This window comes from Fibrobacter sp. UWB3, assembly GCF_002210405.1.
Taxonomy (GTDB): domain Bacteria; phylum Fibrobacterota; class Fibrobacteria; order Fibrobacterales; family Fibrobacteraceae; genus Fibrobacter.
Genome location: NZ_MWQJ01000008.1, coordinates 151567 through 176579, shown reverse-complemented (window position 1 = coordinate 176579; position 25013 = coordinate 151567). Strand labels below are relative to the sequence as shown.

The 25013-nt window shown below is 52.4% G+C and carries 22 protein-coding genes; 16 read left to right on the top strand and 6 right to left on the bottom strand.

Annotation, left to right across the window (positions count from 1 at the left end):
* Positions 1 to 9 precede the first annotated feature (9 nt).
* On the top strand, positions 10 to 1299 hold the full coding sequence (locus tag B7991_RS10500) for a citrate synthase (protein ID WP_088630781.1): 1290 nt from the start codon (positions 10 to 12) through the stop codon (positions 1297 to 1299).
* A 54-nt stretch (positions 1300 to 1353) separates the two neighbouring features.
* Here the strand turns inward: B7991_RS10500 and B7991_RS10495 are convergent, their stop codons facing one another.
* Positions 1354 to 1968 carry a hypothetical protein gene (locus B7991_RS10495; RefSeq protein WP_088630780.1) on the bottom strand — a complete coding sequence of 205 codons (615 nt, stop codon included), beginning with the start codon at positions 1966 to 1968 and terminating at the stop codon, positions 1354 to 1356.
* Between the two features lie 76 nt (positions 1969 to 2044).
* The gene (locus tag B7991_RS10490; protein WP_088630779.1) at positions 2045 to 4429 is read right to left on the bottom strand and encodes an HD domain-containing phosphohydrolase; all 2385 of its coding nucleotides are present in this window, start codon (positions 4427 to 4429) and stop codon (positions 2045 to 2047) included.
* A gap of 207 nt (positions 4430 to 4636) precedes the next feature.
* Between B7991_RS10490 and B7991_RS14865 the strand changes: the two genes are divergently transcribed.
* Together B7991_RS14865 and B7991_RS10485 are read left to right on the top strand one after the other, a co-directional pair.
* On the top strand, positions 4637 to 4795 hold the full coding sequence (locus B7991_RS14865; protein WP_176421798.1) for a hypothetical protein: 159 nt from the start codon (positions 4637 to 4639) through the stop codon (positions 4793 to 4795).
* Positions 4796 to 5022: 227 nt separating this feature from the next.
* The gene (locus B7991_RS10485; protein ID WP_254917943.1) at positions 5023 to 6087 is read left to right on the top strand and encodes a branched-chain amino acid aminotransferase; all 1065 of its coding nucleotides are present in this window, start codon (positions 5023 to 5025) and stop codon (positions 6085 to 6087) included.
* Positions 6088 to 6589: 502 nt separating this feature from the next.
* Here B7991_RS10485 and B7991_RS10480 read toward each other — a convergent pair.
* From B7991_RS10480 to B7991_RS10465, 4 genes are all read right to left on the bottom strand, one after another.
* Positions 6590 to 7777 (bottom strand): NAD(P)/FAD-dependent oxidoreductase, encoded by a 1188-nt coding sequence (locus B7991_RS10480; protein ID WP_088630777.1) that lies wholly within the window; start codon positions 7775 to 7777, stop codon positions 6590 to 6592.
* Positions 7767 to 7961, bottom strand: a complete 195-nt coding sequence (locus B7991_RS10475; protein WP_014546771.1) for a 4Fe-4S binding protein — start codon at positions 7959 to 7961, stop codon at positions 7767 to 7769. The genes B7991_RS10480 and B7991_RS10475 overlap by 11 nt, the downstream gene beginning before the upstream one ends.
* Positions 7962 to 8125: 164 nt before the next feature.
* Complete coding sequence (locus B7991_RS10470; protein WP_088630776.1) at positions 8126 to 9598, bottom strand: carboxypeptidase-like regulatory domain-containing protein; 1473 nt, start codon at positions 9596 to 9598, stop codon at positions 8126 to 8128.
* Entirely contained in the window at positions 9595 to 10434 is an 840-nt protein-coding gene (locus B7991_RS10465; protein ID WP_088630775.1) for a TIGR02147 family protein, read from the bottom strand. Before B7991_RS10465 ends, B7991_RS10470 begins: the two co-directional genes overlap by 4 nt.
* A 283-nt stretch (positions 10435 to 10717) precedes the next feature.
* On the opposite strand from B7991_RS10465, the gene B7991_RS10460 reads away from it, so the two are divergent.
* The 13 genes from B7991_RS10460 to B7991_RS10400 are packed head-to-tail and all read left to right on the top strand — an operon-like array spanning position 10718 to position 24959.
* A complete protein-coding gene (locus B7991_RS10460) occupies positions 10718 to 11353 on the top strand; it encodes an NADH-quinone oxidoreductase subunit B (RefSeq protein ID WP_088630774.1) in 636 nt (211 codons plus the stop codon).
* 4 nt (positions 11354 to 11357) lie between these two features.
* The gene (locus B7991_RS10455) at positions 11358 to 11960 is read left to right on the top strand and encodes an NADH-quinone oxidoreductase subunit C (protein WP_088630773.1); all 603 of its coding nucleotides are present in this window, start codon (positions 11358 to 11360) and stop codon (positions 11958 to 11960) included.
* On the top strand, positions 11957 to 13150 hold the full coding sequence (locus B7991_RS10450) for an NADH-quinone oxidoreductase subunit D (protein ID WP_088630772.1): 1194 nt from the start codon (positions 11957 to 11959) through the stop codon (positions 13148 to 13150). The genes B7991_RS10455 and B7991_RS10450 overlap by 4 nt, the downstream gene beginning before the upstream one ends.
* Positions 13147 to 14208, top strand: a complete 1062-nt coding sequence (locus B7991_RS10445; RefSeq protein WP_088630771.1) for an NAD(P)H-dependent oxidoreductase subunit E — start codon at positions 13147 to 13149, stop codon at positions 14206 to 14208. The genes B7991_RS10450 and B7991_RS10445 overlap by 4 nt, the downstream gene beginning before the upstream one ends.
* 2 nt (positions 14209 to 14210) lie before the next feature.
* On the top strand, positions 14211 to 15518 hold the full coding sequence (nuoF, locus tag B7991_RS10440) for an NADH-quinone oxidoreductase subunit NuoF (protein ID WP_073423386.1): 1308 nt from the start codon (positions 14211 to 14213) through the stop codon (positions 15516 to 15518).
* Between the two features lie 4 nt (positions 15519 to 15522).
* Positions 15523 to 17112, top strand: a complete 1590-nt coding sequence (locus B7991_RS10435; RefSeq protein ID WP_088630770.1) for a 2Fe-2S iron-sulfur cluster-binding protein — start codon at positions 15523 to 15525, stop codon at positions 17110 to 17112.
* A complete protein-coding gene (locus B7991_RS10430; RefSeq protein ID WP_088630769.1) occupies positions 17112 to 18467 on the top strand; it encodes a complex I subunit 1 family protein in 1356 nt (451 codons plus the stop codon). Before B7991_RS10435 ends, B7991_RS10430 begins: the two co-directional genes overlap by 1 nt.
* Positions 18467 to 19033 carry an NADH-quinone oxidoreductase subunit I gene (locus B7991_RS10425; RefSeq protein WP_015732213.1) on the top strand — a complete coding sequence of 189 codons (567 nt, stop codon included), beginning with the start codon at positions 18467 to 18469 and terminating at the stop codon, positions 19031 to 19033. Before B7991_RS10430 ends, B7991_RS10425 begins: the two co-directional genes overlap by 1 nt.
* A complete protein-coding gene (locus B7991_RS10420) occupies positions 19033 to 19575 on the top strand; it encodes an NADH-quinone oxidoreductase subunit J (RefSeq protein ID WP_014546782.1) in 543 nt (180 codons plus the stop codon). Before B7991_RS10425 ends, B7991_RS10420 begins: the two co-directional genes overlap by 1 nt.
* Positions 19575 to 19889, top strand: coding sequence for an NADH-quinone oxidoreductase subunit NuoK (nuoK, locus tag B7991_RS10415; protein ID WP_073423383.1), 315 nt, complete (start codon positions 19575 to 19577; stop codon positions 19887 to 19889). Before B7991_RS10420 ends, nuoK begins: the two co-directional genes overlap by 1 nt.
* A 6-nt stretch (positions 19890 to 19895) precedes the next feature.
* Positions 19896 to 21839 (top strand): NADH-quinone oxidoreductase subunit L, encoded by a 1944-nt coding sequence (nuoL, locus tag B7991_RS10410; RefSeq protein WP_088630768.1) that lies wholly within the window; start codon positions 19896 to 19898, stop codon positions 21837 to 21839.
* Positions 21839 to 23485, top strand: a complete 1647-nt coding sequence (locus B7991_RS10405) for a NuoM family protein (protein ID WP_088630767.1) — start codon at positions 21839 to 21841, stop codon at positions 23483 to 23485. The genes nuoL and B7991_RS10405 overlap by 1 nt, the downstream gene beginning before the upstream one ends.
* Positions 23475 to 24959: an NADH-quinone oxidoreductase subunit N gene (locus B7991_RS10400; RefSeq protein ID WP_088630766.1), complete on the top strand. Its 1485-nt coding sequence runs from the start codon at positions 23475 to 23477 to the stop codon at positions 24957 to 24959. Before B7991_RS10405 ends, B7991_RS10400 begins: the two co-directional genes overlap by 11 nt.
* Positions 24960 to 25013: the final 54 nt, after the last annotated feature.

Here is a 25013-nt window from a genome sequence, read left to right as displayed (position 1 = left end):
GGAGGATTTATGTCCGATACAGCAATACTGAATTACGACGGAAAGAAGTACGAACTTCCCGTTGTAACTGGTACTGAAAACGAACATGGTCTTGATGTAAGCAAACTCCGCAAGGATACTGGATTGGTCACGCTGGACTACGGTTACTTGAACACCGGTAGCACCAAAAGCTCTATCACGTTTGTCGATGGCGAACATGGTGTGCTGCGCTACCGAGGATACTCCATTGAAGATCTTGCAGAAAAGGCGACTTTCCCGGAGACCGCTTGGCTCCTGATTTACGGTGAACTCCCGAATCAGGAACAGTTGAGCCATTTCCGCACGCTTTTGACGGAAAACGCCCTGTTGCACGAAAATTTGCTGCACTTTTTCCGCGAAATGCCGCCGGGAGCCCACCCGATGGGTATCCTCTCGTCCGTGGTGAACGCCGTGGGTCTTTTCACGCCGCGTTTCTATGACGATGAAAATATCGCAAGTGCATTCGAACTCACGACCGCAGGTCTCATTTCCAAGATCCGCACGATTGCCGCATTTGCTTACAAGGCAAGTATCGGTGAACCGTTCGTGTACCCGGAAGCGGAACGCAGCTACTGCAGCAACTTCCTCAACATGATGTTCAGCAGTAAGGCTCGCCCGTACCACCCGGATCCGATCATGGAAAAGGCGCTCAACACGCTCCTCATTGTCCATGCTGACCACGAACAGAACTGCTCCACTTCGACCGTTCGCATGGTGGGCAGCTCTCAGGCTAACCTTTACGCAAGCATCTGCGCCGGCATTTGCGCCTTGTGGGGCCCGCTCCACGGTGGTGCAAACCAGGCTGTGCTCGAAACGCTTCTCCGCATCCAGCAGAGCGGCATGACGATTGAACAGGTGATGGCGAAGGCCAAGGACAAGAACGATCCGTTCCGTCTTTCTGGCTTTGGACACCGCGTCTATAAGAGCTACGACCCGCGCGCCAAGGTGCTCAAGAAGCTCATGTACCAGGTCTTTGAACGCGAACACGTTCACGACCCGCTTTTGGATGTGGCTATCAAGCTCGAAGAAGCCGCCCTCAAGGACGAATACTTTGTCGAACGTAAGCTGTACCCGAATGTGGACTTCTACTCCGGCATTCTCTACCGCGCTATGGGCATCCCGACGAACATGCTTACGGTGATGTTCGCGATTGGCCGTTTGCCGGGCTGGATTGCCCACTGGAAGGAAATGCACGACGATCCGCAGAGCAAGATTAACCGTCCGCGCCAGATTTACACCGGCAAGACGGAACGCGCATGGATTGATCGCGACAAACGATAAGCGATAATTTGATAAATTAAAAATCTCTCGGAAATGCTCCGGGAGATTTTTTTGCTAATAAGCTAAGTTTTTGTTGTATTCGTTGATGGCGTCTTCTAGGTAAATGCTTCGCCATATTAATCCATAAACAAAACTGTTAAGAGGAAATGTTATCATTCCTCCCCATAACGGATATTTTCCGCCATTAACATCGTTTATTAAAAGAATGGCTCCGACTAAAAATGATGATATTGAAGATATAAGAATAGAGCTTTCAATGTAGTTATGGATTCTTGCTGTTTTATAGAACCTGTTAGGCTTATTTCGTTCTTTGATATCTTTTTCTAAAATGTTGAGGATTTCTCCGCTTCCCATGGGGTATTGATTTTTATCATAATCTTCATGACCCATACAATATTCGTACACAAATGGAGGAACTTTTATTCGGCTGTATATAATTTTTGAAGAATCGACATACGCTTTTTTTTCGTATCTCTTTTTTGATATGCTGTCGCTTTGGGGATTGCTTGCTTCAATTTTATCTAATTCTTTATCTGTTGATGTTTCGTTGAATTTATTATTGATTGTGGAAGAGACGGAAGTAAAATTGTGTTCGTTGCTGGAATATTTGGGCATCAGTTGTGCGAAAATTAAGCACGGGCAAAGAATGAGTAGTGTGAGAAACTTCATAAGTCGAATATAGAAAATAATACAAACGGCTCTCGGGATTGACCGGGAGCCGTTTTGGTATAGAGTTTGTTTGTCTTTAAACGACTTTGGGGCGGCCGGTACGCATTGACAATAGGGAATCGACCATTTCGCTCCAATGTTCCAACACGACCTTGCCAATGGCGGGGTCGTACATTACGCCTAGATTCTTCTCGATTTCATTGCGGCAGTAATCTAGCGACATGGCGTCACGATAAACGCGCTTGCTTGTCATGGCGTCTATTGAGTCTGCGATGGCAATGACGCGGGCGCCTATGGGGATGTCTTCGCCTTTAAGACCTTCCGGGTAGCCGCGGCCGTCATAACGCTCGTGGTGGTGCAGCACAATTTGCACAAGTTCATGTGTATAGTTGGACTGCATCAGGATCTTTGCGCCGATGACCGGATGCTGCTTGATGATTTCGAACTCCTCATCGGTAAGTTTTCCCGGCTTGGTGAGCACATTGTCGCGAATGCCAATTTTGCCAATATCGTGCAAGTGTGCTGCATGTGTAATCAACGATATTGAACTTTCCGAAAGCCCTAAGAAACGGGCAATCAATTCCGAATATGCTTTTACACGCTCAGAATGGTGCGCCGTATAGGAATCCTTGGCTTCTTCGACTGAAATCAGGCAAGAAATCAAATCCTTGAGGTTCTGGTTTTCGTCGTTTTCGACCGGCTTGTGGTAACGCACCTTGTCGCGATACATGTTCAAGTCGGCTTCCATTTTCCAGTCGCTGATGGACTTGCGAATTCCGGAATCGCTGCGCAGGCGGCTTGCGCCTACAGCTATCGACAGATGGTAAAGCGCCTTTTTATTGTATTCGTTGATGTTCTTTTGCAGTATGGAATACATCGGATAGTGCGAATCTAGCGGCGCTCGTGTGATGACGGCAAATTCGTCGCCACCGATTCTAAAGCAGTTGCCGTTGGTGCCGTAGGTGTTTTTGATGGCTTTGGCGGCGGCCTTGATCAATTCGTCACCGGCCTGGTGGCCGAAGGTGTCGTTTGCGTATTTGAGGCCGTTCACGTCCATCAAGAACATGGTCCAAGAATTTTCTTGGGAGTCTTCCTGGTTGATTGTTTCTAGAAGTGCATCGAATGCGAGCCTGTTTTCGAGTCCTGTCAGGCTGTCCGTCGTGGCGACATCTTGCAGGTGTTCGTTCATGACGCGCAACCTGCTATTAATCTGTTCCAGTTCGAACGAGGTTTCACGAATGAAAGTGGCCATGCGGGCGGCTAGCGGCAAACGGGTGGATTTCTCATCCGGGATAATGACGCCTTTGGCGTGTCCCCGTTTTGTAATGGCGCCTTCGCGCATTGATGCAATGACGAGCGTGATGTTATGTTGGTTTAAAAATCCCTTTTCGCGCAAGAATTCACCATGCGAGAAAAATCCCGTGCTGGAGGCGAGCCCCTTGAACGCTGTAATTTCGTATGTCGGTTTGTGCTTGGACCAGAATGCCTTTCGTGCTGCGCAAGAGAATATGTGCATGACTTCGGGGGCGAATAGTTCGGCGTTTTCGCTTTCGGTTTTGATTTTTTCGAGAATCTGTTGCGGTTCGCCATACGAGAGGCGGACCATAGAACCTTCGTCGATATCCGAAGACATGGTGAGCGACCCGTCCGGATTGCTTGCGCCTGCAGCACGCACGATGGAAATTCCGTTGTGCTCGTAGAGCATCGGAAACTCAAGGGCGTTGTAGAAAAAGTTGTTGTCGTTTTTGATGTTCAGGTACTTGTTGTACACTTCGTAAGCGGGGAGGCTGCTCAATTCGTAAAGGATGTTGCCCTTGGAACGGGTGACGTGAAAGTTGCGTCCGATGGGCTTCCATCCGCTAATCTTGCGGGATTCCACATGAAATTCCGGACCGCCGTAGAATACAACTAAAATGCCTGTCTTGCTGTAACCGCCAACTGATGAAAATACGCAGGAATTCGGGCTTGTGATGTCGGGGGAGCAGACGATGCCTCCAAAAATCTGGATGCTTGGATCCAGGGCGTCGAGCCCTTCGCAAAGATTCGTCGTCGAAAACGGCGAAATGCAGTGGTAGATTTCGACTGCTTTTACCCAGGGGTTCTGCTTGGCTTCTTCCACGATTTCGCGGGCGATGTCGCGGATGGACTTGTTGAAAAAGTCGTACTGGTGAATTTGAATTTTTGTTGTCGGCTTTTCGAATATGATGGCGGATATGGAAATTTCGCTTGCCTTTTCGCAGTCCACGATGTTTCCGCTGGTGGAGTTGCCGAACCACGGCACCTTGGGGAAAACTCGTTCCAATGTTTCCCAAACGGGTCTCAGTTTTCCGGGGTCCAACTCTTCGGAATGGATTTGGAAACATACGGTGGGCGAGCCGTTTTCTTTGCACCAGTTGCTAAACTGGGCCAGCTCTTTTTCAAACGTGGCCGCATCGTTAAATGCAAAAATCCTGTTTTTCATTTCGGGTTCCCCTTCCTGTTACATCAAAGCGTAATTCGACTTAGATAATATATCATTTCTAGGTCGGATATGGCAGAGAAAATGTCGAGATGAGGGATTTTTGGGGCGAAAATGTGATTTTGCGCGATATGATTTGCAAAGCGAGGACTCTTGTTTATTATGTGGCAGGAGACTATTTTTGTAATTGATATTGTTTGATGAGGTTGTATGCAAAATGCTTTATTGCTTTTAACGCTTTTGGCTCAGAGTGAAGCGGATATTGCAAAGGGAAAAGTGATTCGTCAGCAAGATTTGTTTGATGCTTTGGAGCGGGAGCTTGAAGCCGGGTGTTGCGGGCTGGCGCATGAAGCCCGCTCGAAGGGGTAGCGTAAGACTTGGCGGAGCCAAGGCTGAAGCGAGGGGGAGTCGTCCCCCGTCTTATACCGAGACTTGACTGGATCCTTCGTCGCAGGCTCCTCAGGATGACGGGTGGCTAATGACCATTGACCGATGACTAAAAACTAGCGGTCATTTTTTCACTTTTTTTTGTACAAGGGATGCCAAAAGGGCGTTTATAATTGTATTTTTCAAGCGGTACCGAATGATACCTTTAAATATGCACATTTGCAAAAAAGGTTAATACTATGCAAGTTGATTTGAATACTGTCGATTGGAAGACGCTCCCCTTCGGTTATTACGATACCGATTACAATGTCCGCTGCTACTACCGCAATGGTGAATGGGGCAAGATTGAAGTATCTTCTTCCAAGGACATCAGCATCCATATGGCCGCTACTTGCTTGCATTACGGCCAGGAAGGTTTTGAAGGCCTCAAGGCTTACACGGGCAAGGATGGCAAGGTCCGTATTTTCCGCGTCGAAGAAAACGCTAAGCGTATGCAGAATACGGCCAACCGTATTTTGATGGCTGTTCCGCCGGTTGAACTTTTCCGCGAAATGGTCCACACTGTGGTGAAATTGAACAAGCGCTTTGTTCCGCCTTATGGTTATGGCGCAACGCTCTACATCCGTCCGCTCCTGATTGGTATGAGCCCGGAAGTGGGTGTGAAGCCTGCTGATGAATATTTGCTCATGATGTTTGTGACTCCGGTGGGTCCGTACTTCAAGGATGGGTTCAAGCCGGTGGACATGATGATCAGCCGCAACTACGACCGCGCTGCTCCGCAGGGTACGGGTACGGTGAAGGTCGGCGGCAACTACGCTGCTAGCCTCCAGTCCCTTGCTGAAGCCAAGAAGCTCGGTTACTCCAGCACGATTTATCTCGATGCTAAGGAAAAGAAGTATATCGACGAATGCGGTCCGGCAAACTTCTTCGGCATCAAGGGCAAGACCTACGTGACCCCGAAGTCCGAATCCATCTTGCCGTCTATTACGAACAAGAGCTTGCAGCAGTTGGCTGAATACCTTGGCTATACTGTGGAACGTCGCCAGGTTCCGTTCGAAGAACTTGCTGAATTCAGCGAAACGGCTGAATGTGGTACGGCTGCCGTGATTACCCCGATCAAGAAGATTGTGGATCCGGTCGCAGGCAAGGAATTCACTTACGGTGATGGCAAGAATCCGGGTCCGGTTTGCACGGAACTTTTCAACAAGTATACGGCAATCCAGTTCGGTGAAGCTGAAGATCCGTTCGGCTGGACTGAAGTTGTTGATCTTTAATTAGATGTGTCTTTTCGAGAATCCCGTGGCGTGTGCTGCGGGATTTTTTTTTAGGGGCGCTTTTGCAAAAAGCGTGCTACTAAAACTCGAAAATCCTTAATTTAGTAGCATAATTTTTAGATAAATTAAGTGTTTGGGGTGAAAATTCGGGGTTATTTGGGTTTGGCGTGCTACAAAAAGTTGAAAAAAACGAATTTAGTAGCATGAAACTGCAGAACGCAGATTAAAATTTTACAGATAAAGTAGAAAACGTGCTGCTAAAATTGTGAAAACTGCAATTTAGTAGCATAAAATCGCAAAAAAGCCGGGTTAAACCGGCTTTTGGCTAGAAAAGGAGATGCCCTCCCCATACGCGGATCATGACTACTAAGCAGCATAGCTGCAAGTAGTCAAAGACATCAGTGCGGGGCATGACAAGTGCGCTGATGCGTTACAAGTGCGCGGTCGCGCGGAATGTATGAGTGCGCGTAGCAAGTGCGCGGAATGTGCGGAAACGCGCTGGCTACTTGAACGTGAGGAACTTGTAGAGCATTTTCGCAGAGGAAACTGGCGTTTGCAAGAAGGCGCGCTTTTTGCAGCCGTGCTTTGCGAAGTTCTGGAGAACCTTGTAGAGTTCTGTCTGTTCGTCCTTGTTCACGTTCAAGAGGAATCTGCGGAACTTGTATTCAAAGTCGTGCATGCGACCAAAGTAATCGTAGCAGCGCTTTTCGTACGTCTTGAGGAATTCCTTGCTTAAGTTACCGCATTCGAAGCCCTCGTGGACGGTCTGGGCACAGAACCGTCCGGCGCGCATGGCGGCCGCGATGCCGCCTCCTGTAAGCGGGTTCGTGTGATGGGCGGCGTCGCCAACGAGGGCAAAGCGGTCGAGTGTGTAATCCTTGAGAACGCTCGAAACGGGAATGACGCCTCCGACAACGTGATTGATTTGCGCTCCCGGGAAGAGCTTGTAGAGCCATTCCATCGTGATGTCCAAGACGTTTGAACCGTGATTGTTCGAAATCAGGAATCCGGCGCCGAAGTTCGTGACGTTGGATTTGACCTTCGGGAAACTCCAGATGTAGCCGTCGTTGATGAAATCGTGACCCTGCCAGAACGTGAGGTAGTCTGGCTTGGTGAGAATGCCTTGCACCTGAATGTCGACGCCTGTGCAGGTGAATGCGGGTTTATGGAGGCAGTCGAGCCCGACTTGGCGCCCGATGCGGCTTTCCACGCCGTCTGCGGCAATGACCATCTTGGCACGGACTTCTTCGGTTGTTTCGCCGGCGCCTTCGCCGAGCTTCACGCGCACGAGACGGGTTCCGCTTTCGACATCTCCGACAAATTCTGCACGGGCGCGAGTGACGACTTCCACGCCGTCGTTTGCGGCGAGGTGGGCGAGCCACGGGTCGAACTTTTCGCGGTTGAGCATGATGCCCGTGCCCTTTTGCGCGAGGTCGATGTTCACGCCGTTCGGGCCGTAAATATAAAGTCCGTTGATAATCGTTTCGATGCAGTCTTCGTCAATCGGGCCGTAAGTCTGCAAGTCTGAAAGCTTGGTGCTTGCTTCTCCGCAGCGTACAGGGTAGCCAATCTTCTCTCGCTTTTCGAGAAGGAGAACCTTGTGGCCTGCACGGGAAAGATTCCTCGCGGCAACGCTTCCGCCGGGACCTGCGCCAATGACGACGACATCGTATTCGTTATTACAGAACATCGTTCAACTCCTGGATTTTGAGGGCGCCTGCGGGGCATGCTCTTGTGCAGAGACCGCACTTGATGCACTTTTCCTGATCAATTTGCAAATCTAGACCATACATGTCTAGCGCCATTTTGGGGCACACGCCGACGCAACCGGCGCATTCCAGGCAAACACCTCTGTTGTGAACGAGAACTTTCATAAGTTGGAATATAGAAAAATGTGTTTCGTTAGAAAAGGAGATGCCCCGTCGGAGCGGGGCATGGCGTAATGGTTGATGTTACTGGATCCTTCCGCCGTTGGCGTCAGGATGACGGATCAATGTTTAGGATGACGCGCCTGTTGTTCAGGATGACGAAGTGTTGATTACTTCTGCATCATGTAGTAGGCGGAGAGCCAGGCTTGCAGGCGTTCCCAGCCGCTGTCGTCGCTTTGGGCGATTGCGGATTGCTTGAGCGAGAAAACGGTCAGGTTCTTGAGCTTGTGGTTTCCTGTGACGAAGCCCGGGAATATGATGAAGGCGTTTTTCATCTTGGTGTCTTCGACGGTCTTTCCGTCAATGGCGATAACGACATGGTTTGCCTTGATATACATGGCGTAGTGATGGCGTTCCCCGTCCAAGACATTGTGGCAGTAAGAGTTACCGAGTTCAGGGAACGAATCCGTATACGTCGAGTCCTTTGAAACTCTTCTGTAGAAGTTGGCACAGAGCTGTTCTGGCTTTTCGCCTACCCTCAGACGGTATGTGACATCGTTTTCTTTTGAATCAATAATCAAAGAGTCGCCTTCTGCAATTTTGCTGCCGTCTTCTTCAATCCAGAAGCTGATGCCGAGGCTATTGCTTGTCGTATCCGTGATGAATGTATTCATGAAATCACCTTCGGTGACGGACGAACCTGATTTGGATTCGGCAAACACTCTGGAAATTTCCGAAGTCTTGTAAACGGATTCGCTTGATGCGACTGTGAATTTGTATGTACCTACGTCAATGCTTGGAATTGCCGTGAAGTAAAGCGACGAGTCCGCATCGTTTTCAGCTTTAAAGACTGCGAGCGAGTCTCCGTTGTTGTCAATGAGAACCGGGTTCTTGACCTTCGTGGGGATCGTTACCGGAACAATCATGGATTCAAGAGTCTTGTTGCCGTTCAGCTTCTTTGCGGCGCTCAAGGCTTCTTCCGGAACGGTGACCGTTACGAATTCTGAAGAGACTTCGAGCTTTTCGCCAGGGGTGAAGTCCCACTTGACGTTGCGCGTCGAGGTGTCACGGCCGGCGCCACGAATGAGGATGATGTTCGTGAATTCTGCAGGCGGAATTTCACTGAGCTTGACGGTTCCCGACTTGAGGTCGCTTTCGCTGACTGCGGTGCAGTTGAGCGTACCTGTGATGCAGAGCGTGTCGCCCTTGTCAAGATCGTACGTGCCGAGGTCAAGTTCGAGGCTTGCATTCTCTTCGAGCTTTGCTTCGGGGACGTTGAGCGTCTGCAGGTCGGTCTTGGAGTCTTTGACTGTGAGCGTCTGGTAGGCGGACTGCGTGTGTTCCGTATTGCTGATCTGCAAGGCATAGTCACCGGCAGCGACGCTGTCGATGGTGTACTTGCCGTCTTCGTCCGTGGTGGCGGTCTTGATGGGGGCCATGCGGGCGGCGACGTGGTTTGCCGAGAGAAGGCTTACTTTTGCGCTTACGACCGGGGATCCGTTTCCGTCCATGACGACGCTTGCGATGGTCGTGCCGGATTCAGTTTCCGTGAGTACGCCGGCGTGGTTCTCGTCGGAGCAGGCGGAGAAAATTGATGCGAGGGCGAAAATCCCTGCTGTATTTAAAATCTTGAAATTCATCATGCGTTAACCTCCGGATCGAGGTTAGAGAACAGGTGCAGGTTCATCTGGTAAACACCATTAGCCTTTTCATTGTCCTCGCTGATGATGCGTCTTGCCTTTGCCTTGAATTCCTGGAGTTCGGATTCAAGTTTCTTGTAGGCGTTGTTCGATATGCTGAACGTGAGCGTGCTCATGACGGTCGGCATCTTGGGGCGCGTGATGAGCGCCTGCTTCGAAAGTTCAAAACATTGCAGTTGGTACTGCTTGATGAGTTCCGCATTGTTGTACGGACCGCTGGAGATGGATTCCTTGGTCGGCTTCCAGAAACCGGCTTCGTTCTTGCGGGCGAGGCCCAACTTTTCCAAAAGGGATAACGAGTCCTTAATCTTTCCGAGTGGAATTTTCGGGAAGATTCTCTTTTGTACCGGTGTCAAGTCATCTGTAACGTCCATAGCATCAAGAATAGCAAACATAGCGCTATGGTACCAGTGATTATAGTATTCGTAAGTGTTCGAATCGAGGATATGCTGCGGATTGGGGTGCAGGTGCAACAGTTCTTCCATGGCGGCGCTACGGGCCGTTTCGGTTTTTGCCTGGTCGAGCTTCACCATGGTCTCGAAGTACTTGGCGGCCTTCTTGTTGAGGCCGAGGACTTCGATAAACTTGGCTGTCATGCGGGGGCTGACCTTTTTCCCTCTGAGAACATCGGCAAAGTAGCTGCGCGTCTTGGGGAGGCCGAGCATATTGCAGATTCCGGTACGGGTGAATTCCGGGTCGGACTGGACTCTGGCCGCCTGGTATTCTTCCAAGTACTTGCGGAAGTGCGTAAACTGGTAAATGTCGATATAGTTTTCCACGTGCTTAATATAATATTTGTGAGAACTAAGATGAGAACATTTTTTGAGAAAATACTAGAAATGTGATAATTGACGGAAAAGCCTGATGATTACATTTTTCTTACACTGGTTTGAGCGCGGTTCAATGATTTTACTGGATCCTTCGCGTTGCTCAGGATGACGGTGTCCTTCTTACTTCCTACCGTCTATATTCCTCGTTCAATCGCTTACTTCTTACTTCCCGAAGCTTACTTCCTACTATTAAATTTCTATCTTTAGGCGCGAATTTTATGAGGTAACTCCTATGGGTAATGAGGCAGAAAAGCCGAATATCATTACGTCCTCGCTTGACTTTTTGGTCAACTGGGGGCGCTCCAATTCCTTGTGGCCGTTCCCTTACGGTACGGCTTGTTGTGCAATCGAATTCATGAGTACGGAAGTGGGTCGTTACGACCTTTCACGTATCGGTTCTGAATACGTGCGTTTTACGCCGCGTCAGTCCGATGTGCTGCTTGTTGCAGGTACGATTACTTATAAGCAGGCTCCGATCTTAAAGCGCATCTACGAACAGATGGCTGAACCTCGTTGGGTCATTGCCATGGGTGCATGCGCAAGCTCTGGCGGTTTCTATGACTGCTACTGCACGGTGCCCGGTATCGACCACATTATCCCGGTGGATGTGTATATCGGTGGTTGCCCTCCGCGTCCGGAAGCCTTCTTCGATGCCATGTTTGACTTGCAGAAGAAGGTCAAAGACGAATCCTTCATGAAGCAGCGCGCCGAAAGCATCAAGGAACAGCTTGAAATGATCAAGGCAAAGACTGCCGAAGCAAAGCGTGAAGTTGCCGCCTGCGCCCGCGAAAAGGTCGTGGACATCAAGGACTTCATGAAAGAAAAACAAGAAAATCTTGTAAAGAAAGCCCAGTTCTGGAAGGAGTAGAAGAATGACTGTTGAAGAAATCTTCACCGCCCTTGAAGGAAAGTTTGACGTCAAGCGCGAACCGCTCGACAAGTGGGGCATCACGGCTGTCGTTGCTGCTCCCTATCTGCATAACGCAGTCCAGTTCCTCAAGGAAGAATCCGGCATCAAGTTCGATATGCTTGTGGACATTGCCGGTATCGACTACTTGACTTACCCGAATCACGAAGGCCCTCGCTTTGCGGTCTCTTATGCTTTCAAGAGCATGAAGAATCCGGGTGCCCGCATCCGTCTTAAGGTGCTGGTGTCCGAAGAAAACCTCAAGGTCCCGACGATTAGCGACCTCTACGCCAATGCCAACTGGTACGAACGCGAAGTCTATGACCAGTTCGGTGTGATTTTTGAAGGTCATCCGGACCTCCGCCGCTTGTTGAACCACGTTGAATTTGTTGGCCATCCGCTCCGCAAGGATTACCCTGCCCAGAAGCGCCAGTGGCTTTCGACAAACGACTACCTGCTTCCGGAACTCGAAAAGCGCCTCGAAGAACTTGGCTACAAGGTCATCCAGCGCTCTAAGGAAGTGGAAACGAACGACAATGAATTTTTGGAAGGGAGTATCAAGGCATGATCGTATTAGATCCGAATGGCGAAAAGCTGAATTTGATGCCCTTGAACGTTGGGCCTAGCCACCCGGCAACTCACGGTTGCTTGCGCTTCTTGACCGCTATGGATGGCGAAACCATCGTGGCATCCGTCGAAGAAATCGGCTACCTGCACCGCGGGTTCGAAAAGATGGTCGAACGCGGCACTTGGCAGCAAGTTGTCCCGTACACGGACCGCTTGAACTACTGCTCTGCTATCATGAACAACATTGCGTTCTGCCGTGCAGTCGAAAACATGTTCGGTGTTGAAATCCCGGAACGTTCCAAGGTCCTCCGCGTGATTGTGAACGAACTTAGCCGTATCAACGACCACTTTGTGTGCGTTGCTGCTGCGTTCCAGGACTTGGGCGGTACGACTCCGTTCATGTACGCCTTCAATCCGCGTGAAGAAATCATGTGCATCTGGGAAAAGCTCACGGGTGCACGTCTTACGAACAGCTTTGCTCGCATTGGCGGCCTCTACCGCGATAGCTACGAAGGTTTTGAACAGGACGTTCTCGCAGCCCTCAATTCTACCGAAAAGGCATTGAAGGACTTGCACGCCTGCTTGGATAGAAACCGCATCTTCCTCGACCGTACGGTGGGCATCGGCAAGATTTCTGCTGAAAAGGCTATCAGCTATGGCTGGACCGGTCCGTGCCTCCGCGCTTCCGGTGTTGCCTCTGACCTCCGCAAGGACGAACCGTACTACGATTACGAAACCTATGACTGGGAAGTCGTGGTCGGCACTCAGGGCGACTGCAACGACCGTCTGCAGGTTCGTTTGGCTGAAATTGAAGAATCCGTGAAGATTGTGCGCCAGGCTTTGAAGCGCCTCGCTCCGGGCCCGGTCGATATCGTCGATCCGCGTATCCGCGTGCCATCTCACAAGCTCGCTTATCAGGACATGGAAGGCCTTATCGGTCGCTTCAAGAGCGTTTACGAAGGCATCCGCGTTCCGGAAGGCGAATACTACTGCGGTTCCGAATGCGCTAACGGTGAACTTGGCTTCACGATTATTTCTGACGGCTCTGGCCATCCGTACCGCATCAAGGTGCGTCCGCCTTGCCTTACGCAGTTTGCTGCATTCCATGAACTCGTCGAAGGCGGTCTCTTGGCTGACTCCATGGCCGTGCTTTCGGGTCTCAACATTATTGCTGGAGAACTTGACCGATGAGAGAACATATTACTGGCGCTGTCCAATTTGTCTCGAACAATCATTTGAAGTTCGACCGTCCGGCACAGCCGATTGATGCTTTGCCGGATCCGGGCCAGAAGTTTGGCTATGTGAACAAGCCTGTGCCGCAGCCGCCTACGGCTGAAGTGCTCGCCAAGCTCAATACGCCTGAAATCAAGGAACGCTGCGCTGATTTGCTCAGCCGCTATCCGGTCGGTCAGGCCGCACTTCTCGAAGTGCTTTGGCTCGTGCAGGGCGTGTTTGGCTGGGTGCCGCGCGAAGGAATCCGCTGGGCTGCAAACGTCTGCGGTTGCGCTCCGGCTCATGCTCTTGGCGTTGCTACGTTCTACACAATGTACAACCACGCTCCGAAGGGCAAGTTCCTCTTGCAGTTCTGCCGTAACATCAGCTGCACGATCAAGGGCGCTCCGAGTTTAATCGCTTATGTGGAACATGCTTTGAACATCAAGACGGGCGAAACGACTCCGGATGGTCTCTTTACGATCCTCCAGGTGGAATGCCTCGGTTCTTGCGGCAACGGCCCGATGATGCTCGTGAACGATGACTTCGCAACAGACGCTGATGGCGACGTGCTCACGATGAAGCCGGGTACAAAGCTTACGACCGACAGCATCGACCGCATCCTCAAGTGGTGCTATGCTCATGAAGACAACATTCCGAAGCACGATGTGCTCGGCGGTACGGTGAAGGGCCATTGCGGTCATCCGGGCGCTCCGGGTGCTATTGCAAAGCCGCAGGTAGCTGACTATGCTCCGCCTTCTCCGGTTTTGAATGTCAAGTCCGAAGCTGACGAAACGGGCGCTACCCTCACTTGGAAGGGCGCTCCGGAATTCACGAAGATTGTCGTCGAAAAGAAGAATGGCAATGATTGGGTCGCTGTGGGCGAGCCGGGCGTGAAGGACAAGGCTTTTTTGGACCCGAACGGAAAGGTCGGCGACGAATACCGTATGATTGCGACCTCCGGTGAACGTGTTGCTAAACCCTCGGCTGTTGCTGTGACTAAGCAGAAGCCCGCACCGGAACAAAAGGCGGTTTAATTATGGCTGAATGTGTAAAAGTTTGTACGCAGAACTTTGGCAAGGGCGCCCAGGACATCGAAGTCTATAAGAAGCTGGGTGGCTACTCCAACATTTCTGAACGCTTGTTCAACATGAGCCAGTTTGAGCTCATCGATTACGTGCAACGTTCTAACCTCCGCGGACGTGGTGGTGCAGGCTTCCCGACGGGCATGAAGTGGAGCTTTGTGCCGCGTGGTACGGGCAAGCCGGTTTACATTGTCGTAAACGCTGATGAAGGCGAAGGCGGTACCTTTAAGGACCACTTCCTCATGCTCGAAGATCCGCACCGCTTGATTGAAGGCCTTATCATTGCCGCTTGGGCTCTTGGCTCTCGCGCAGCCTACATCTACTGCCGTGGCGAATTCCTCCCGTGCATCGAAGCCTTGAACAAGGCTTTGAACCAGGCTTATGCTGCTGGCTATCTCGGCGAAAACATTTGCGGCACGAAGTTCAGCTTTGATATCTTTGTGCATCGCGGTGCTGGCGCCTACATTTGCGGTGAAGAAACTGCTCTTATTAACTCTCTTGAAGGCCAGAAGGGCCAGCCGCGCTTGAAGCCGCCGTTCCCGGCTGTTTGCGGTGCCTGGAAGTCCCCGACTTGCGTGAACAACGTCGAAACCATCATGTCGCTTCCGTGGATTTTGAGCCACGACCCGAGCGACTACGCCAAGATGGGTACGCCGCGCGCCGGTGGTACGAAGGTGTTCTGCATTTCCGGTGACGTGAAGAATCCGGGCGTGTACGAAGCTCCTCTCGGCACTCCGATGATGACTATGATTAACGATTACGCCGGTGGCGTTGTGGGTGGCAAGCTCAAGGCTGTGCTCCCGGGCGGTTCCTCTTGCGCTCCGCTTACGGCAGAAGAAGCTGCTGTCGCCACGATGGACTACGAATGCCTCGCCTCGATGAAGACGATGTTCGGTTCTGGCGCTATGATCGTGATTAACGATACGCACAACATGGCAGACCTCTTGAATTGCCTCGGCAACTTCTACAGCCACGAATCTTGCGGCCAGTGCACGCCGTGCCGTGAAGGTACGGGCCTCTTGCACCGCATCTTGAACCAGATGGTGGCCGGCAACGGTCACGATGGCGATGTGGAACTCATGCAGAGCCTTTCTAGCGGATTTGGTGGCGTGACTATTTGCCCGCTCTCCATTTCTTTGGGTGGCCCGGTTTCGAGCTACACTGCAAAGTTCCGTGCGGACTTTGACGAATATATCGCTAAGAACCCCGAACACGCAAAACCGCGTATTCAAGAAACAAGTCGTCCTGGAATTTTCTGGTAATAATATGAGTAACTACTACAATATGCCGAAACTCCCGACCGAAGCAAGCCCGAAGGTGGAAATCTTCGTGGATGACAAGGCCGTGATGGTTCCTGGCGATACCAACCTCCTCGAAGCCCTGAAGGCTGTCGGGATTGAAACTCCTCACGTATGTTATCATCCGTATTTGCCGGTGTCGGGTAACTGCCGTCAGTGCCTGGTAGAGCAGGAAGGCCCGCGCGGTCGCATGCTCGTGATTTCGTGCTACACTCCTGTGACTCCGGGTATGAAGATTTATACCCCGGCATCTAGCGCCCGCGTGAAGAACGCCCGCAAGGCCACACAGGAATTCATGCTGGTGAACCACCCGCTCGATTGCCCGATTTGCGACAAGGCCGGTGAATGCACCTTGCAGGAAAACTACATGGAAGCAGGCCAGAACGAAGGCCGCCTCCGTCCGGAATACGGCAAGAATTACCATGGCAATCCGGAACATCAGTTCATTGATGCGAAGGGTCAGCTCCGTGGCGGTAAGCATGTGGACATCGGTCCGCGCATTTTGCTCGACGAAGAACGTTGCGTGCAGTGCGACCGTTGCGTACGCTTTATGCGTAGCATCGCTAAGGACGAACAGCTCCAGCTTGCTGGCCGTGCCGACCATACTTACATTACTACCTTCCCGGGCGAAAAGCTCGACCACGAATACGACCTCTGTGTCACGGACGTATGCCCGACGGGCGCCATGACGGCAAAGTACTTCCGCTTCCAGAAGCGCGTTTGGCTCCTTGCCCATACGCCGACGATTTCGATGGACGATTCCCTCGGTGCAAACATCTGGCTTGATCATGCCGATGGCCGCATCTACCGTGTGATGCCGCGTTGCAATCCGGAAGTGAACCGCAGCTGGCTCTCTAACACGAGCCGTCTTGCGTTCCAGCAGTTCGACAAGAACCGTTTGCCGGCAATCGACGCTTCTGCACTCCAGCTGGTTGGCGGTAAGGTCGCCCTCGTTGCTGGTGGCGCTTGCACGAACGAAGACCTCGCTGCTCTCAAGATGCTCAAGGACGCTCTCGGTGACCGCGCTGAACTCTTCGGTGGTTCCCTCCTCAAGGTGAACGCTCCGGACGGTATCGCCAAGAGCGGTGACCCGGTGGCAAACCGCGCAGGTATGCAGCTCATGGGTTTTGCAGATGTTGCAGAACTCCTCAAGCGCGCAGGCGAATTCAGCAACCTCATCACGGTGAACGCCGACCTCTACGGCGAAGACGCTGCTGCAGCGAAGGCTCTCGATAAGATTTCGAACCGCATCGCCCTTTCTGCTTTCGATGACGCTACCGCCAAGAAGGCCAAGGTCGCTTTCGGTATCCGCCACTGGAGCGAAGTCCAGGGCACGATGGTCAACAGCCTCAACATCTTGCAGAAGCTCTCTGCTGCTCCGACTTGCCCGGATGAAAAGCTTGCCCCGGCTTACGAAGTGATTTCCGCTTTGGCTGGCAACAAGTTCAATTCGGCTTGCGAAGCTTTCAAGAAGGCTCGTGAATACGTGCCGGCTTTCGCCGACATTACCTATGATGCCATCAAGAGCACAGGAAAGCTCCTGGGAGGTAACGCATAATGGATATTATTGAATCCAAAACCTGGATTGAATGGGCAATTACGATTGCGAAGTTCGCTTTCTGCTTCGTACCTGTCCTTTACATCCTCCTTTTAATCCCGATGGAACGTCGTGGCGCGGGCTTCATGCAAGACCGTCAGGGCCCGAACCGCTCCTACATCAAGATTCCGTACTTCGGCAAGATCCGCTTGCTCGGTTACGTGCAGAACATGTGCGACGGTACGAAGCTCTTCTTCAAGGAAATGTTTGCACCGGCTGGCGTGAACAAGCTCCTTTACTATGTAGCTCCGGCAATCCCGTTCGCTATCGTGTTCCTCTCTCCGTGCGTGATCCCGTGGTTTGGACCGATGATCTTTGACTGGGGTGGCGAAACGGTTCGCATTGCAGGTTCCATCATCGATTCCGATGTGGGCGTGCTCTTGCTCTTCGGTTTCTCCTCCATTTCGGCTTACGGTGCCATGCTTGCTGGTTGGGCTTCCAAGTCCAAGTACAGCTTCTTGGGCGCTCTCCGTACGAGCTCCATGACCATCAGCTACGAAGTCTGCCTCGGACTTTCGCTCATGGGCATTTTGCTCCTCGCCGGTTCTTTCAACCTCACGGACATTGTGCAGTGGCAGGAAAATCACGTGTGGGGCATCGTTGCCCAGCCGGTCGCATTCTTCTGCTTCCTCATTGCAAGCATTGCTGAAACGGGTCGTGCTCCGTTCGACGTCGCCGAAGGTGAACCTGAACTCGTCGCCGGTTACCATACGGAATATGGCGCTATGCAGTTCGGTCTCTTCTACATGGGCGAATACTCGCACATCTGCATCAACAGCTTCCTCATTGCAACGCTGTTCCTTGGCGGTTATGCAGTTCCGTTTGTGACGACCGAAACGATGCAGGAACACATGGGTGGCTCCCTTGCCATTCTCTGTGGCGTGCTCGCTTTCATCGCTCTTGCATTCCTCCACATGATTTATCGCTATTCCAGAAAGCTCAAGGCAACGAATCTTACAAACCGCTTTGAAATTCTCAAGGAATACAAGCTTTACAAGATTGTGGCCTGGGTCGCTGCTGCAGCATTCATAGCTCTCGGTGTTGCCGCCTGGTTCTTCTACAATCCTGAAAACTTCGTGGTGAATGGTCTCGCTGTCGGTAGCTTTGCAACCGCAGTCGGTACGGCGCTCATCCACTTGCTCGTTCTTGTGGCAAAGAGCCTCATCTTCTGCTGGGTCTGGATTTGGGTCCGCTGGACGCTCCCGCGCTTCCGCTATGACCACGTGATGCACCTCGGCTGGAAGATTATCTTGAATATCGCCCTCATCAACCTCGTGGTGACTGCGGTCATTGCAAAACTTTTAGGGGGTAACTAATGCGCGTTATTAAGCAAAAACCGATGACCGTCATTGAACGCCTTTACATTTTCGAGGCGATTCGCGGTCTGTGGACAACCCTTAAGCATGCGGCTCGTGGCTTGTTCCGCTATGAAGAACTTCCGACGATTTCTTACCCGGAAGGTCAGCCCGAAATCCGCAATACCTACCGTGCCAAGCACCGCTTGATGCTTCGCCCGGATGGTACGCCTCGCTGTGTCGCTTGCGGCATGTGCGCTGCGGCTTGCCCTGCCCACTGCATCTTCATTGAAGCAACGCAGAGCGATGACCCGCGTATCGAAAAGCGCGTGATGCGCTTTGACATCGACCACCTGACTTGCGTGTTCTGCGGCCTTTGCGCAGAAGCTTGCCCGGTCGATGCCCTCCGCATGGATACGAAGCAAATCATTTTCGAACACCGTTCCCGCGAAGACTTCGTGGCTCACCTTTACGATCTCACCAACTGGGATCCGAAGGATTACCCGAATGACGAACAGAGCCAGATGGCTCCGGGCGGTACAAAGAATGCCGAGGCCCGCAAGGTCTGGGGCATGGAGGTCAAATAATGCTTGCATTGATTTATTTCATTGTCCTCGCAGTAATCGCAGTCGGCAGTGCCGTTTGCGTGCTCCTCTCTAGACACCCGCTTTATGGCGCCCTCTCGCTGGTCGCCTCGATGGTGTCCCTTGCCGGTATCTACGGCCTTCTCGGAAGCCCGTTCCTCGGCGTCGTGCAAATCATGGTCTACGCAGGTGCTATCATGATGCTCCTCACGTTCGTGATTATGGTCTTGAATGGCGCCCGTGACTCCCACACACCGATGTTTGACAAGGTTTCGCTCTTTGTGATTCCTGCCGTCATCGTGCTTGCCGGTCTCGTGGGCTTTGCCCTCGTCCGCGCCCCGATCGCCTTTGATGCTGCAACGGTTCGCGGTTCTGTGGCAATCACTTCCAAGACTCTCTTTGATGTAGCTCAGAGCGGCCCTGGTTACTTCGTGCTTTTCGAAGTCCTCGGTGTGCTTCTGCTTTCTGCCATGGGTGCCGCAGTGCTTCTCGCCAAGAAGCGCCTTGGTTCTGTGGAATCCGAAAAAACGGAGGATAAACACTAATGGAACTCCAAGCTATATATGTTCAGATCTTGGCCCTGGTCATTTTCGCCATCGGCCTCATGGTCGCGGTCTCTCGCCGCAATGTGTTCTTTGTGCTGATGGGCGTTGAACTTGCCCTGAACGCCGTGAACCTCTCCTTCGTGGGCTTTGCAAAGACTCTGCCTGCGGATGCAAGCATTGTGGGCCAGGTGGTTCCGCTGTTCTCCATCGCAGTCGCTGCAGCTGAAGCTTGCGTCGGTCTTGCTATGGTCATCCTCATTTTCCGCAACCGTGAAAGCGTTGACGCCGACACGTATTCTAACATGAAGGGGTAATAAGCAATGATTTCTCTTGGTTTGATACCTCTCTTCCCGCTGTTGGGATGCATTATCCTCGGTGCTATCGCCGTCATTTCTTCGGGCAGCAAGAAGGGCCCTGCTGAAGGTTTCGTTGGAACGCTCGCAGTCCTCTTCCCGGCACTCTCCTTTGCTGGTGTTGCTCTCCTTTCGCTCAACATGCCGGAAGGCGGCGTTCGTGAAACGCTCTGCAACTGGATTGACATTCCGATGTTCCGCGTGGATATCGGATTCCTGTTCGATGGTCTTTCCCGCATCATGCTCCTGTTCGTGACTGGCATTGGCTCTCTCATCGCTCTCTACTCGATCGGTTACATGCACGGCGACCGCGGCTTTGCCCGTTACTTCGCCTACATCAACCTCTTCTTGTTCAGCATGATTGTGCTCGTGCTCTCGGACAACTTGCTCCTCACGTTCCTCGGTTGGGAAGGCGTGGGCCTCTGCTCCTACCTCCTCATCGGTTTCTGGAACAAGGATATCAAGAACTGCCATGCCGCTAACAAGGCTTTCATCGTGAACCGCGTGGGCGATATCGGCTTCTTGCTCGGTATGCTCTGCCTCGTGACAATCGGTGGCTCGGCTATCCTCAACTACGATGTGCTTACGAACTTCATCAGCATGGTTATCAATGGTAACCACGTTGACTTGATCGTTCCGGTTCTTTCTGTGGCTGGTATCCTCTTCTTCATCGGTTGCACGGGTAAGTCTGCTCAGATTCCGCTCCTCACCTGGCTTCCGGATGCTATGGCGGGTCCGACTCCGGTTTCTGCCTTGATCCATGCCGCAACGATGGTGACTTCTGGTGTCTACTTGCTCGCCCGTCTCGGCAGCATGTTTGCCCTCCTCCCGGTGGTGCTTGACATTATCGTGGTGGTCGGTATGCTCACTGCTTTCTGGGCTGCTGTTGCAGGTCTTTTCCAGAACGACATCAAGAAGGTTCTTGCTTATTCTACCATTAGCCAGCTCGGTTACATGTTCATGGCTTCTGGTGTTTGCGCCTTTGACGCTTCTATCTTCCACGTGTTTACGCACGCATTCTTCAAGGCGGCGCTCTTCCTTGGCGCTGGTGCCGTGATTCACGCTCTCTCGGGCGAACAGGACATGCGCAAGATGGGTGGCCTTTTGAAGAAGACTCCGGTGACTGCCTGCGTGATGATCTTTGCGTTCCTCGCGATTGTCGGCTTCCCGGGCTTCTCCGGTTTCTGGTCCAAGGACTTGATTCTCGAAAAGATTTTCATGAGTGGCACGATGGGCCAGGCTGTTTACGTCGTGGGCCTCATTACGGCTGTGATTACCGCTGTCTACATGGGTCGCCTCATTATCCTTACGTTCTTCGGTAGCTACCGCGGTTCCAAGGAAAGTGAAGAACACATCCACGAAGCTCCGGCTGTCATGCTCATCCCGATGGTGATTCTCGCCTTCGGTGCTGTGTTTGCCGGTTACCTCTGGGCTGATTCCATCGGCATCAAGTTCTTTGCTGAAACGCTCGCTCCGGTCGTTGGCGCCGCCCAGGCTTACAACACTCCGGCTGTGGTTACTCACGTGAACCCGGTGGTCTTTGCCGCTCTCGGTACGGTGGCAGCCCTCCTCGGTATGTTCATCGCTTACAAGATTTACGCTAACGCCCGTATCCCGGCTGCTAAGGGTAGCTCCGCTCCTGAAGGTGGCAAGGCTACGTGGACGTTCCTGTTCGATTCCATCCACAAGTACGTGGGTATCATCCCGGTTAACGTGCTTGCATGGATCTGCGATGTCGTTGTCGACAAGATTCTCGCGGCTGCCCAGTGGACGATTGGTGCAATCGCAACGATTCTCGGTGACGGCGCCGCCTCGTTCCAGGTGCGCAAGGTTCGCCTCCAGATTGCCCTTAGCATTCTTGGGCTGGTGGCGTTGTTGGCTATTGTTATTTTGACTGGAGGTACTCTCTAATGCTGTTACATCTCCTTGTCCTCGCCCCGTTCGTCGCCGCCATCCTCATGGTGATGACGTCCAAGGAAGACTCCAAGTCTTCTTCCCGCCTTGCCATTCTGATGGGCATCGGCTTTACGGCCATGTCTGTCGCCTTGATTGCTGGCGGTAGCGTTTCGACGGAAGCTATTGAATGGTTCCAGATTCCTGGTTGCAAGGGACCTGTTTACTACTACCTCACGAGTCACGGACTTGCCTCCTGGATGGTGTTCCTCTCCAGTGGCCTTTCTCTCGTGGCTTTGATTTCTGCACGTGCAATTACTTGCAGAAGCTATCGCAACTTCGCTATCGGCATCTTCTCCTTGATGGGCGCCATGAACGGCACCTTCCTTGCGGCTGATGCAGTGCTCTTCTTCTTCTTCTTCGAAGCCATGGTGATTCCGGCTGCGGTTCTCATTGCTGGTTTCGGTGGCAAGGACAGAATGAAGGCCGCGATGACGTTTGCGATTTACACGTTGGTCGGCTCTGCTCCGATGATGGTCGCTCTCTGGTATTTGCTCTCTATTGCAGATAACTCGACGCTCCTCTCGCTTGCTGTTGCTCTCCAGGGTCTCCCGGAAGGCACTCAGAACGTCCTTCTCGTGTGCTTCCTCTTGGCATTCCTCGTGAAGACTCCGATTTTCCCGTTCCACGGCTGGCAGGCAATCACTTACGCTGAAGCTCCGGCTCCGCTCTCTGCAATCCTCACGGGTGCAATGAGTAAGGCGGGTGTGTTTGGCTTTATCGTCTGGATCCTCCCGATTTTCCCGCTTTCGATGAACGCCGTTTCTTGCATGATGTGGCTTGGCCTCTTCACTGCTGTCTATGGCGCTCTCATGGCTCTCCGCGCAACGGATGGTAAGAAACTCCTTGCCTTCAGTTCCATGGGTCACTTGGGCCTCGCTGTGGCTGGCGTCTTTAGCGTCTCTGAAGCGATGCTCCCGGCTGTGCTCATGTTGCTCGTTGCTCATGGCATTTCGGCTGGCGCCCAGTTCTACCTCATGGGTATTGCAGAACGCATGGCGGGTACGCGTGAACTTGATAAGCTTGGCGGTCTTTCTTCCAAGAATCCGGTGTTCTCGACGCTCTTTGGCTTTGCCGGCGTGATGGCACTTGCAGTTCCTGGTACGGCAGGCTTCGTCGGTGAATTCTCCGTGCTCCTTTCCTTGTGGGATATGGGCCCGCTCCCGGCTCTCGTGGCTGGATTTACCTTGATCCTCTCCGCTGCATACATGCTCCGCTTCATCCAGAAGGTCATCTTCGGGAAGGCTGCTCGTGAATACGAAGAAGGTCGTCGCACAATGCCGCTTGAAGGCGTCAGCATCGGCGTGATGCTCTTGCTCCTCCTCGTGTTCGGTTTCCACCCGGCATATGTGACGAATTCCCTCAATGAAGCTGAATCTACTGAAGACCCGGCTGCAGTTCAGGTGCTGAACAGTGCCGCTCTCAACAATGGCGAAGCTCCGATGACAGCTGAAGAAATCCACCAGTTGGATTCGACTCTCGCTGCCGCCGGTTTCAAGGAGGATGAACGTGCATCTATCATTGCCCAGATGAAGAGCGTTGAAAATCCTGAAGCTGCTGCAAAATCTGAAAATTCTGTGAAGGAGGCTTCCGATGCTAAGTAATCTTGTTTTTCTCTTGCCGGTGATCTTCGTGGTCTTGGGCGGCATGGTGGCTCTCGCTGCTGAACCGTTCTTGCGCGACGAAAACAAGCACAAGGTTCTTCCTTGGGTGGCTGCTTTCTTCATTGCTCTTAGCGTAGCCGCTTTGTACTACGCTAAGACCGAAGCTCTCTTGAACCTCTACGCGATGGACCCGGTTCGCCGCGTGCTTTGCGCTGCAATCCTCCTTTGCGGTTTCCTCGGTATTTCGGGCCTCCAGTGGACTCTTGGCCGTGAACAGTTCAAGGGCGGTGAAGCTTATGGCCTCATGATGCTTGCCACTAGCGGTGCAATGCTCATGACCCAGGCTATCGACTTTGTTGCCTTGTTCATTGCGATGGAACTCACGAGCTTCCCGATTTACGCTCTCGTGGGCATCCGCCGTAAGGACGTGAACGCTAACGAAGGCGTGTTCAAGTATTTCGTCTCTGGTGCTGTTTTCAGTGCCATCTTCCTCTACGGTGTTGCTCTGATTTACGGTGCAACGGGCTCGACGCATTTCTGCGGTCACGTGCTCGAAGGCCGTATGGCAATCTACAGCATCGGTATGCTCTTTGTGATTGCAGGCCTCCTCTTCAAGGCTGGCGCTGCTCCGCTCCACTTCTGGGTGGCTGACGTCTATACGGGCGCCTCTGTCGCTGTGACGGGCTTTATGGCAGCAGTCGTGAAGGTCGGTGCTCTTGCAGCTCTTGGTACGGTCTGGGTAAGCGTTCTCGTGACGCGCTCCGGTGCCGAAGCTGTGTGGAACCTCGCTGAAAAGGTGACTGTTGCTAATCCGTCCAAGCCGCTCTTCTACGTGGTCTTGGTCGTTGCACTCCTCTCCATGGTGATAGGTGCATTTAGCGGCCTTGCTCAGAAGTCTGTGCGTCGCATCTTGGCATTCTCTGCCGTGATGAACGCTGGCTTTATCGTGATTGGCCTCTTGCTCCCGAATTACCTCGGCAAGGGCGAAATCCAGATGGGCCCGATGTTCTATTTCCTCATCACTTATGCGATTGCCTCTGCGGGCGCCTTGACGGGCATTGCCTACATGTCGGGCAAGGATGATTGCAAGGAAAATCTCGAAGACCTCCAGGGTGCTGGTCGCCGCCGTCCGTTTGTGGCTCTTGGCGTTGCCGTGTGCCTTGCTTCTCTCGCTGGCCTTCCGCCGGTTGCTGGTTTCCTTGCCAAGTTCACGCTGTTCACCGAAGCCTTCAATGCTGATCTCGGCTGGCTTGCCGCTATCGGCTTTGGCCTCTCCTTGGTGGCTGCAGTTTACTACCTCCGCATTGCCTACGTGCTCTTTGCCCCGGCAAAGGACGACAAGTGCTGCGGTGGTGACCATATCTGCTGCAAGGCCAACTACGCATACGTTTACTTGCTCCGCTTTGCTGTTGCCGTGTCCGCTATCGCGCTCCTCGTGATTAGCGCTCGCCCGGCACTTGCACTGATCGGATAGTGAAATTTGTCATTCCTCTTCGAGGTTTGATCACCTTTTGAAAAACGTCCCGGC

What these genes read in the sequence shown, in the direction of transcription:
- B7991_RS10500 (WP_088630781.1), top strand. Translation starts at nt 10, where the DNA reads ATGTCCGATACAGCAATACTGAATTACGACGGAAAGAAGTACGAACTT.
- B7991_RS10495 (WP_088630780.1), bottom strand. Translation starts at nt 1,968, where the DNA reads ATGAAGTTTCTCACACTACTCATTCTTTGCCCGTGCTTAATTTTCGCA.
- B7991_RS10490 (WP_088630779.1), bottom strand. Translation starts at nt 4,429, where the DNA reads ATGAAAAACAGGATTTTTGCATTTAACGATGCGGCCACGTTTGAAAAA.
- B7991_RS14865 (WP_176421798.1), top strand. Translation starts at nt 4,637, where the DNA reads ATGCAAAATGCTTTATTGCTTTTAACGCTTTTGGCTCAGAGTGAAGCG.
- B7991_RS10480 (WP_088630777.1), bottom strand. Translation starts at nt 7,777, where the DNA reads ATGTTCTGTAATAACGAATACGATGTCGTCGTCATTGGCGCAGGTCCC.
- B7991_RS10475 (WP_014546771.1), bottom strand. Translation starts at nt 7,961, where the DNA reads ATGAAAGTTCTCGTTCACAACAGAGGTGTTTGCCTGGAATGCGCCGGT.
- B7991_RS10470 (WP_088630776.1), bottom strand. Translation starts at nt 9,598, where the DNA reads ATGATGAATTTCAAGATTTTAAATACAGCAGGGATTTTCGCCCTCGCA.
- B7991_RS10460 (WP_088630774.1), top strand. Translation starts at nt 10,718, where the DNA reads ATGGGTAATGAGGCAGAAAAGCCGAATATCATTACGTCCTCGCTTGAC.
- B7991_RS10455 (WP_088630773.1), top strand. Translation starts at nt 11,358, where the DNA reads ATGACTGTTGAAGAAATCTTCACCGCCCTTGAAGGAAAGTTTGACGTC.
- B7991_RS10450 (WP_088630772.1), top strand. Translation starts at nt 11,957, where the DNA reads ATGATCGTATTAGATCCGAATGGCGAAAAGCTGAATTTGATGCCCTTG.
- B7991_RS10445 (WP_088630771.1), top strand. Translation starts at nt 13,147, where the DNA reads ATGAGAGAACATATTACTGGCGCTGTCCAATTTGTCTCGAACAATCAT.
- nuoF (WP_073423386.1), top strand. Translation starts at nt 14,211, where the DNA reads ATGGCTGAATGTGTAAAAGTTTGTACGCAGAACTTTGGCAAGGGCGCC.
- B7991_RS10435 (WP_088630770.1), top strand. Translation starts at nt 15,523, where the DNA reads ATGAGTAACTACTACAATATGCCGAAACTCCCGACCGAAGCAAGCCCG.
- B7991_RS10430 (WP_088630769.1), top strand. Translation starts at nt 17,112, where the DNA reads ATGGATATTATTGAATCCAAAACCTGGATTGAATGGGCAATTACGATT.
- B7991_RS10425 (WP_015732213.1), top strand. Translation starts at nt 18,467, where the DNA reads ATGCGCGTTATTAAGCAAAAACCGATGACCGTCATTGAACGCCTTTAC.
- B7991_RS10420 (WP_014546782.1), top strand. Translation starts at nt 19,033, where the DNA reads ATGCTTGCATTGATTTATTTCATTGTCCTCGCAGTAATCGCAGTCGGC.
- nuoK (WP_073423383.1), top strand. Translation starts at nt 19,575, where the DNA reads ATGGAACTCCAAGCTATATATGTTCAGATCTTGGCCCTGGTCATTTTC.
- nuoL (WP_088630768.1), top strand. Translation starts at nt 19,896, where the DNA reads ATGATTTCTCTTGGTTTGATACCTCTCTTCCCGCTGTTGGGATGCATT.
- B7991_RS10405 (WP_088630767.1), top strand. Translation starts at nt 21,839, where the DNA reads ATGCTGTTACATCTCCTTGTCCTCGCCCCGTTCGTCGCCGCCATCCTC.
- B7991_RS10400 (WP_088630766.1), top strand. Translation starts at nt 23,475, where the DNA reads ATGCTAAGTAATCTTGTTTTTCTCTTGCCGGTGATCTTCGTGGTCTTG.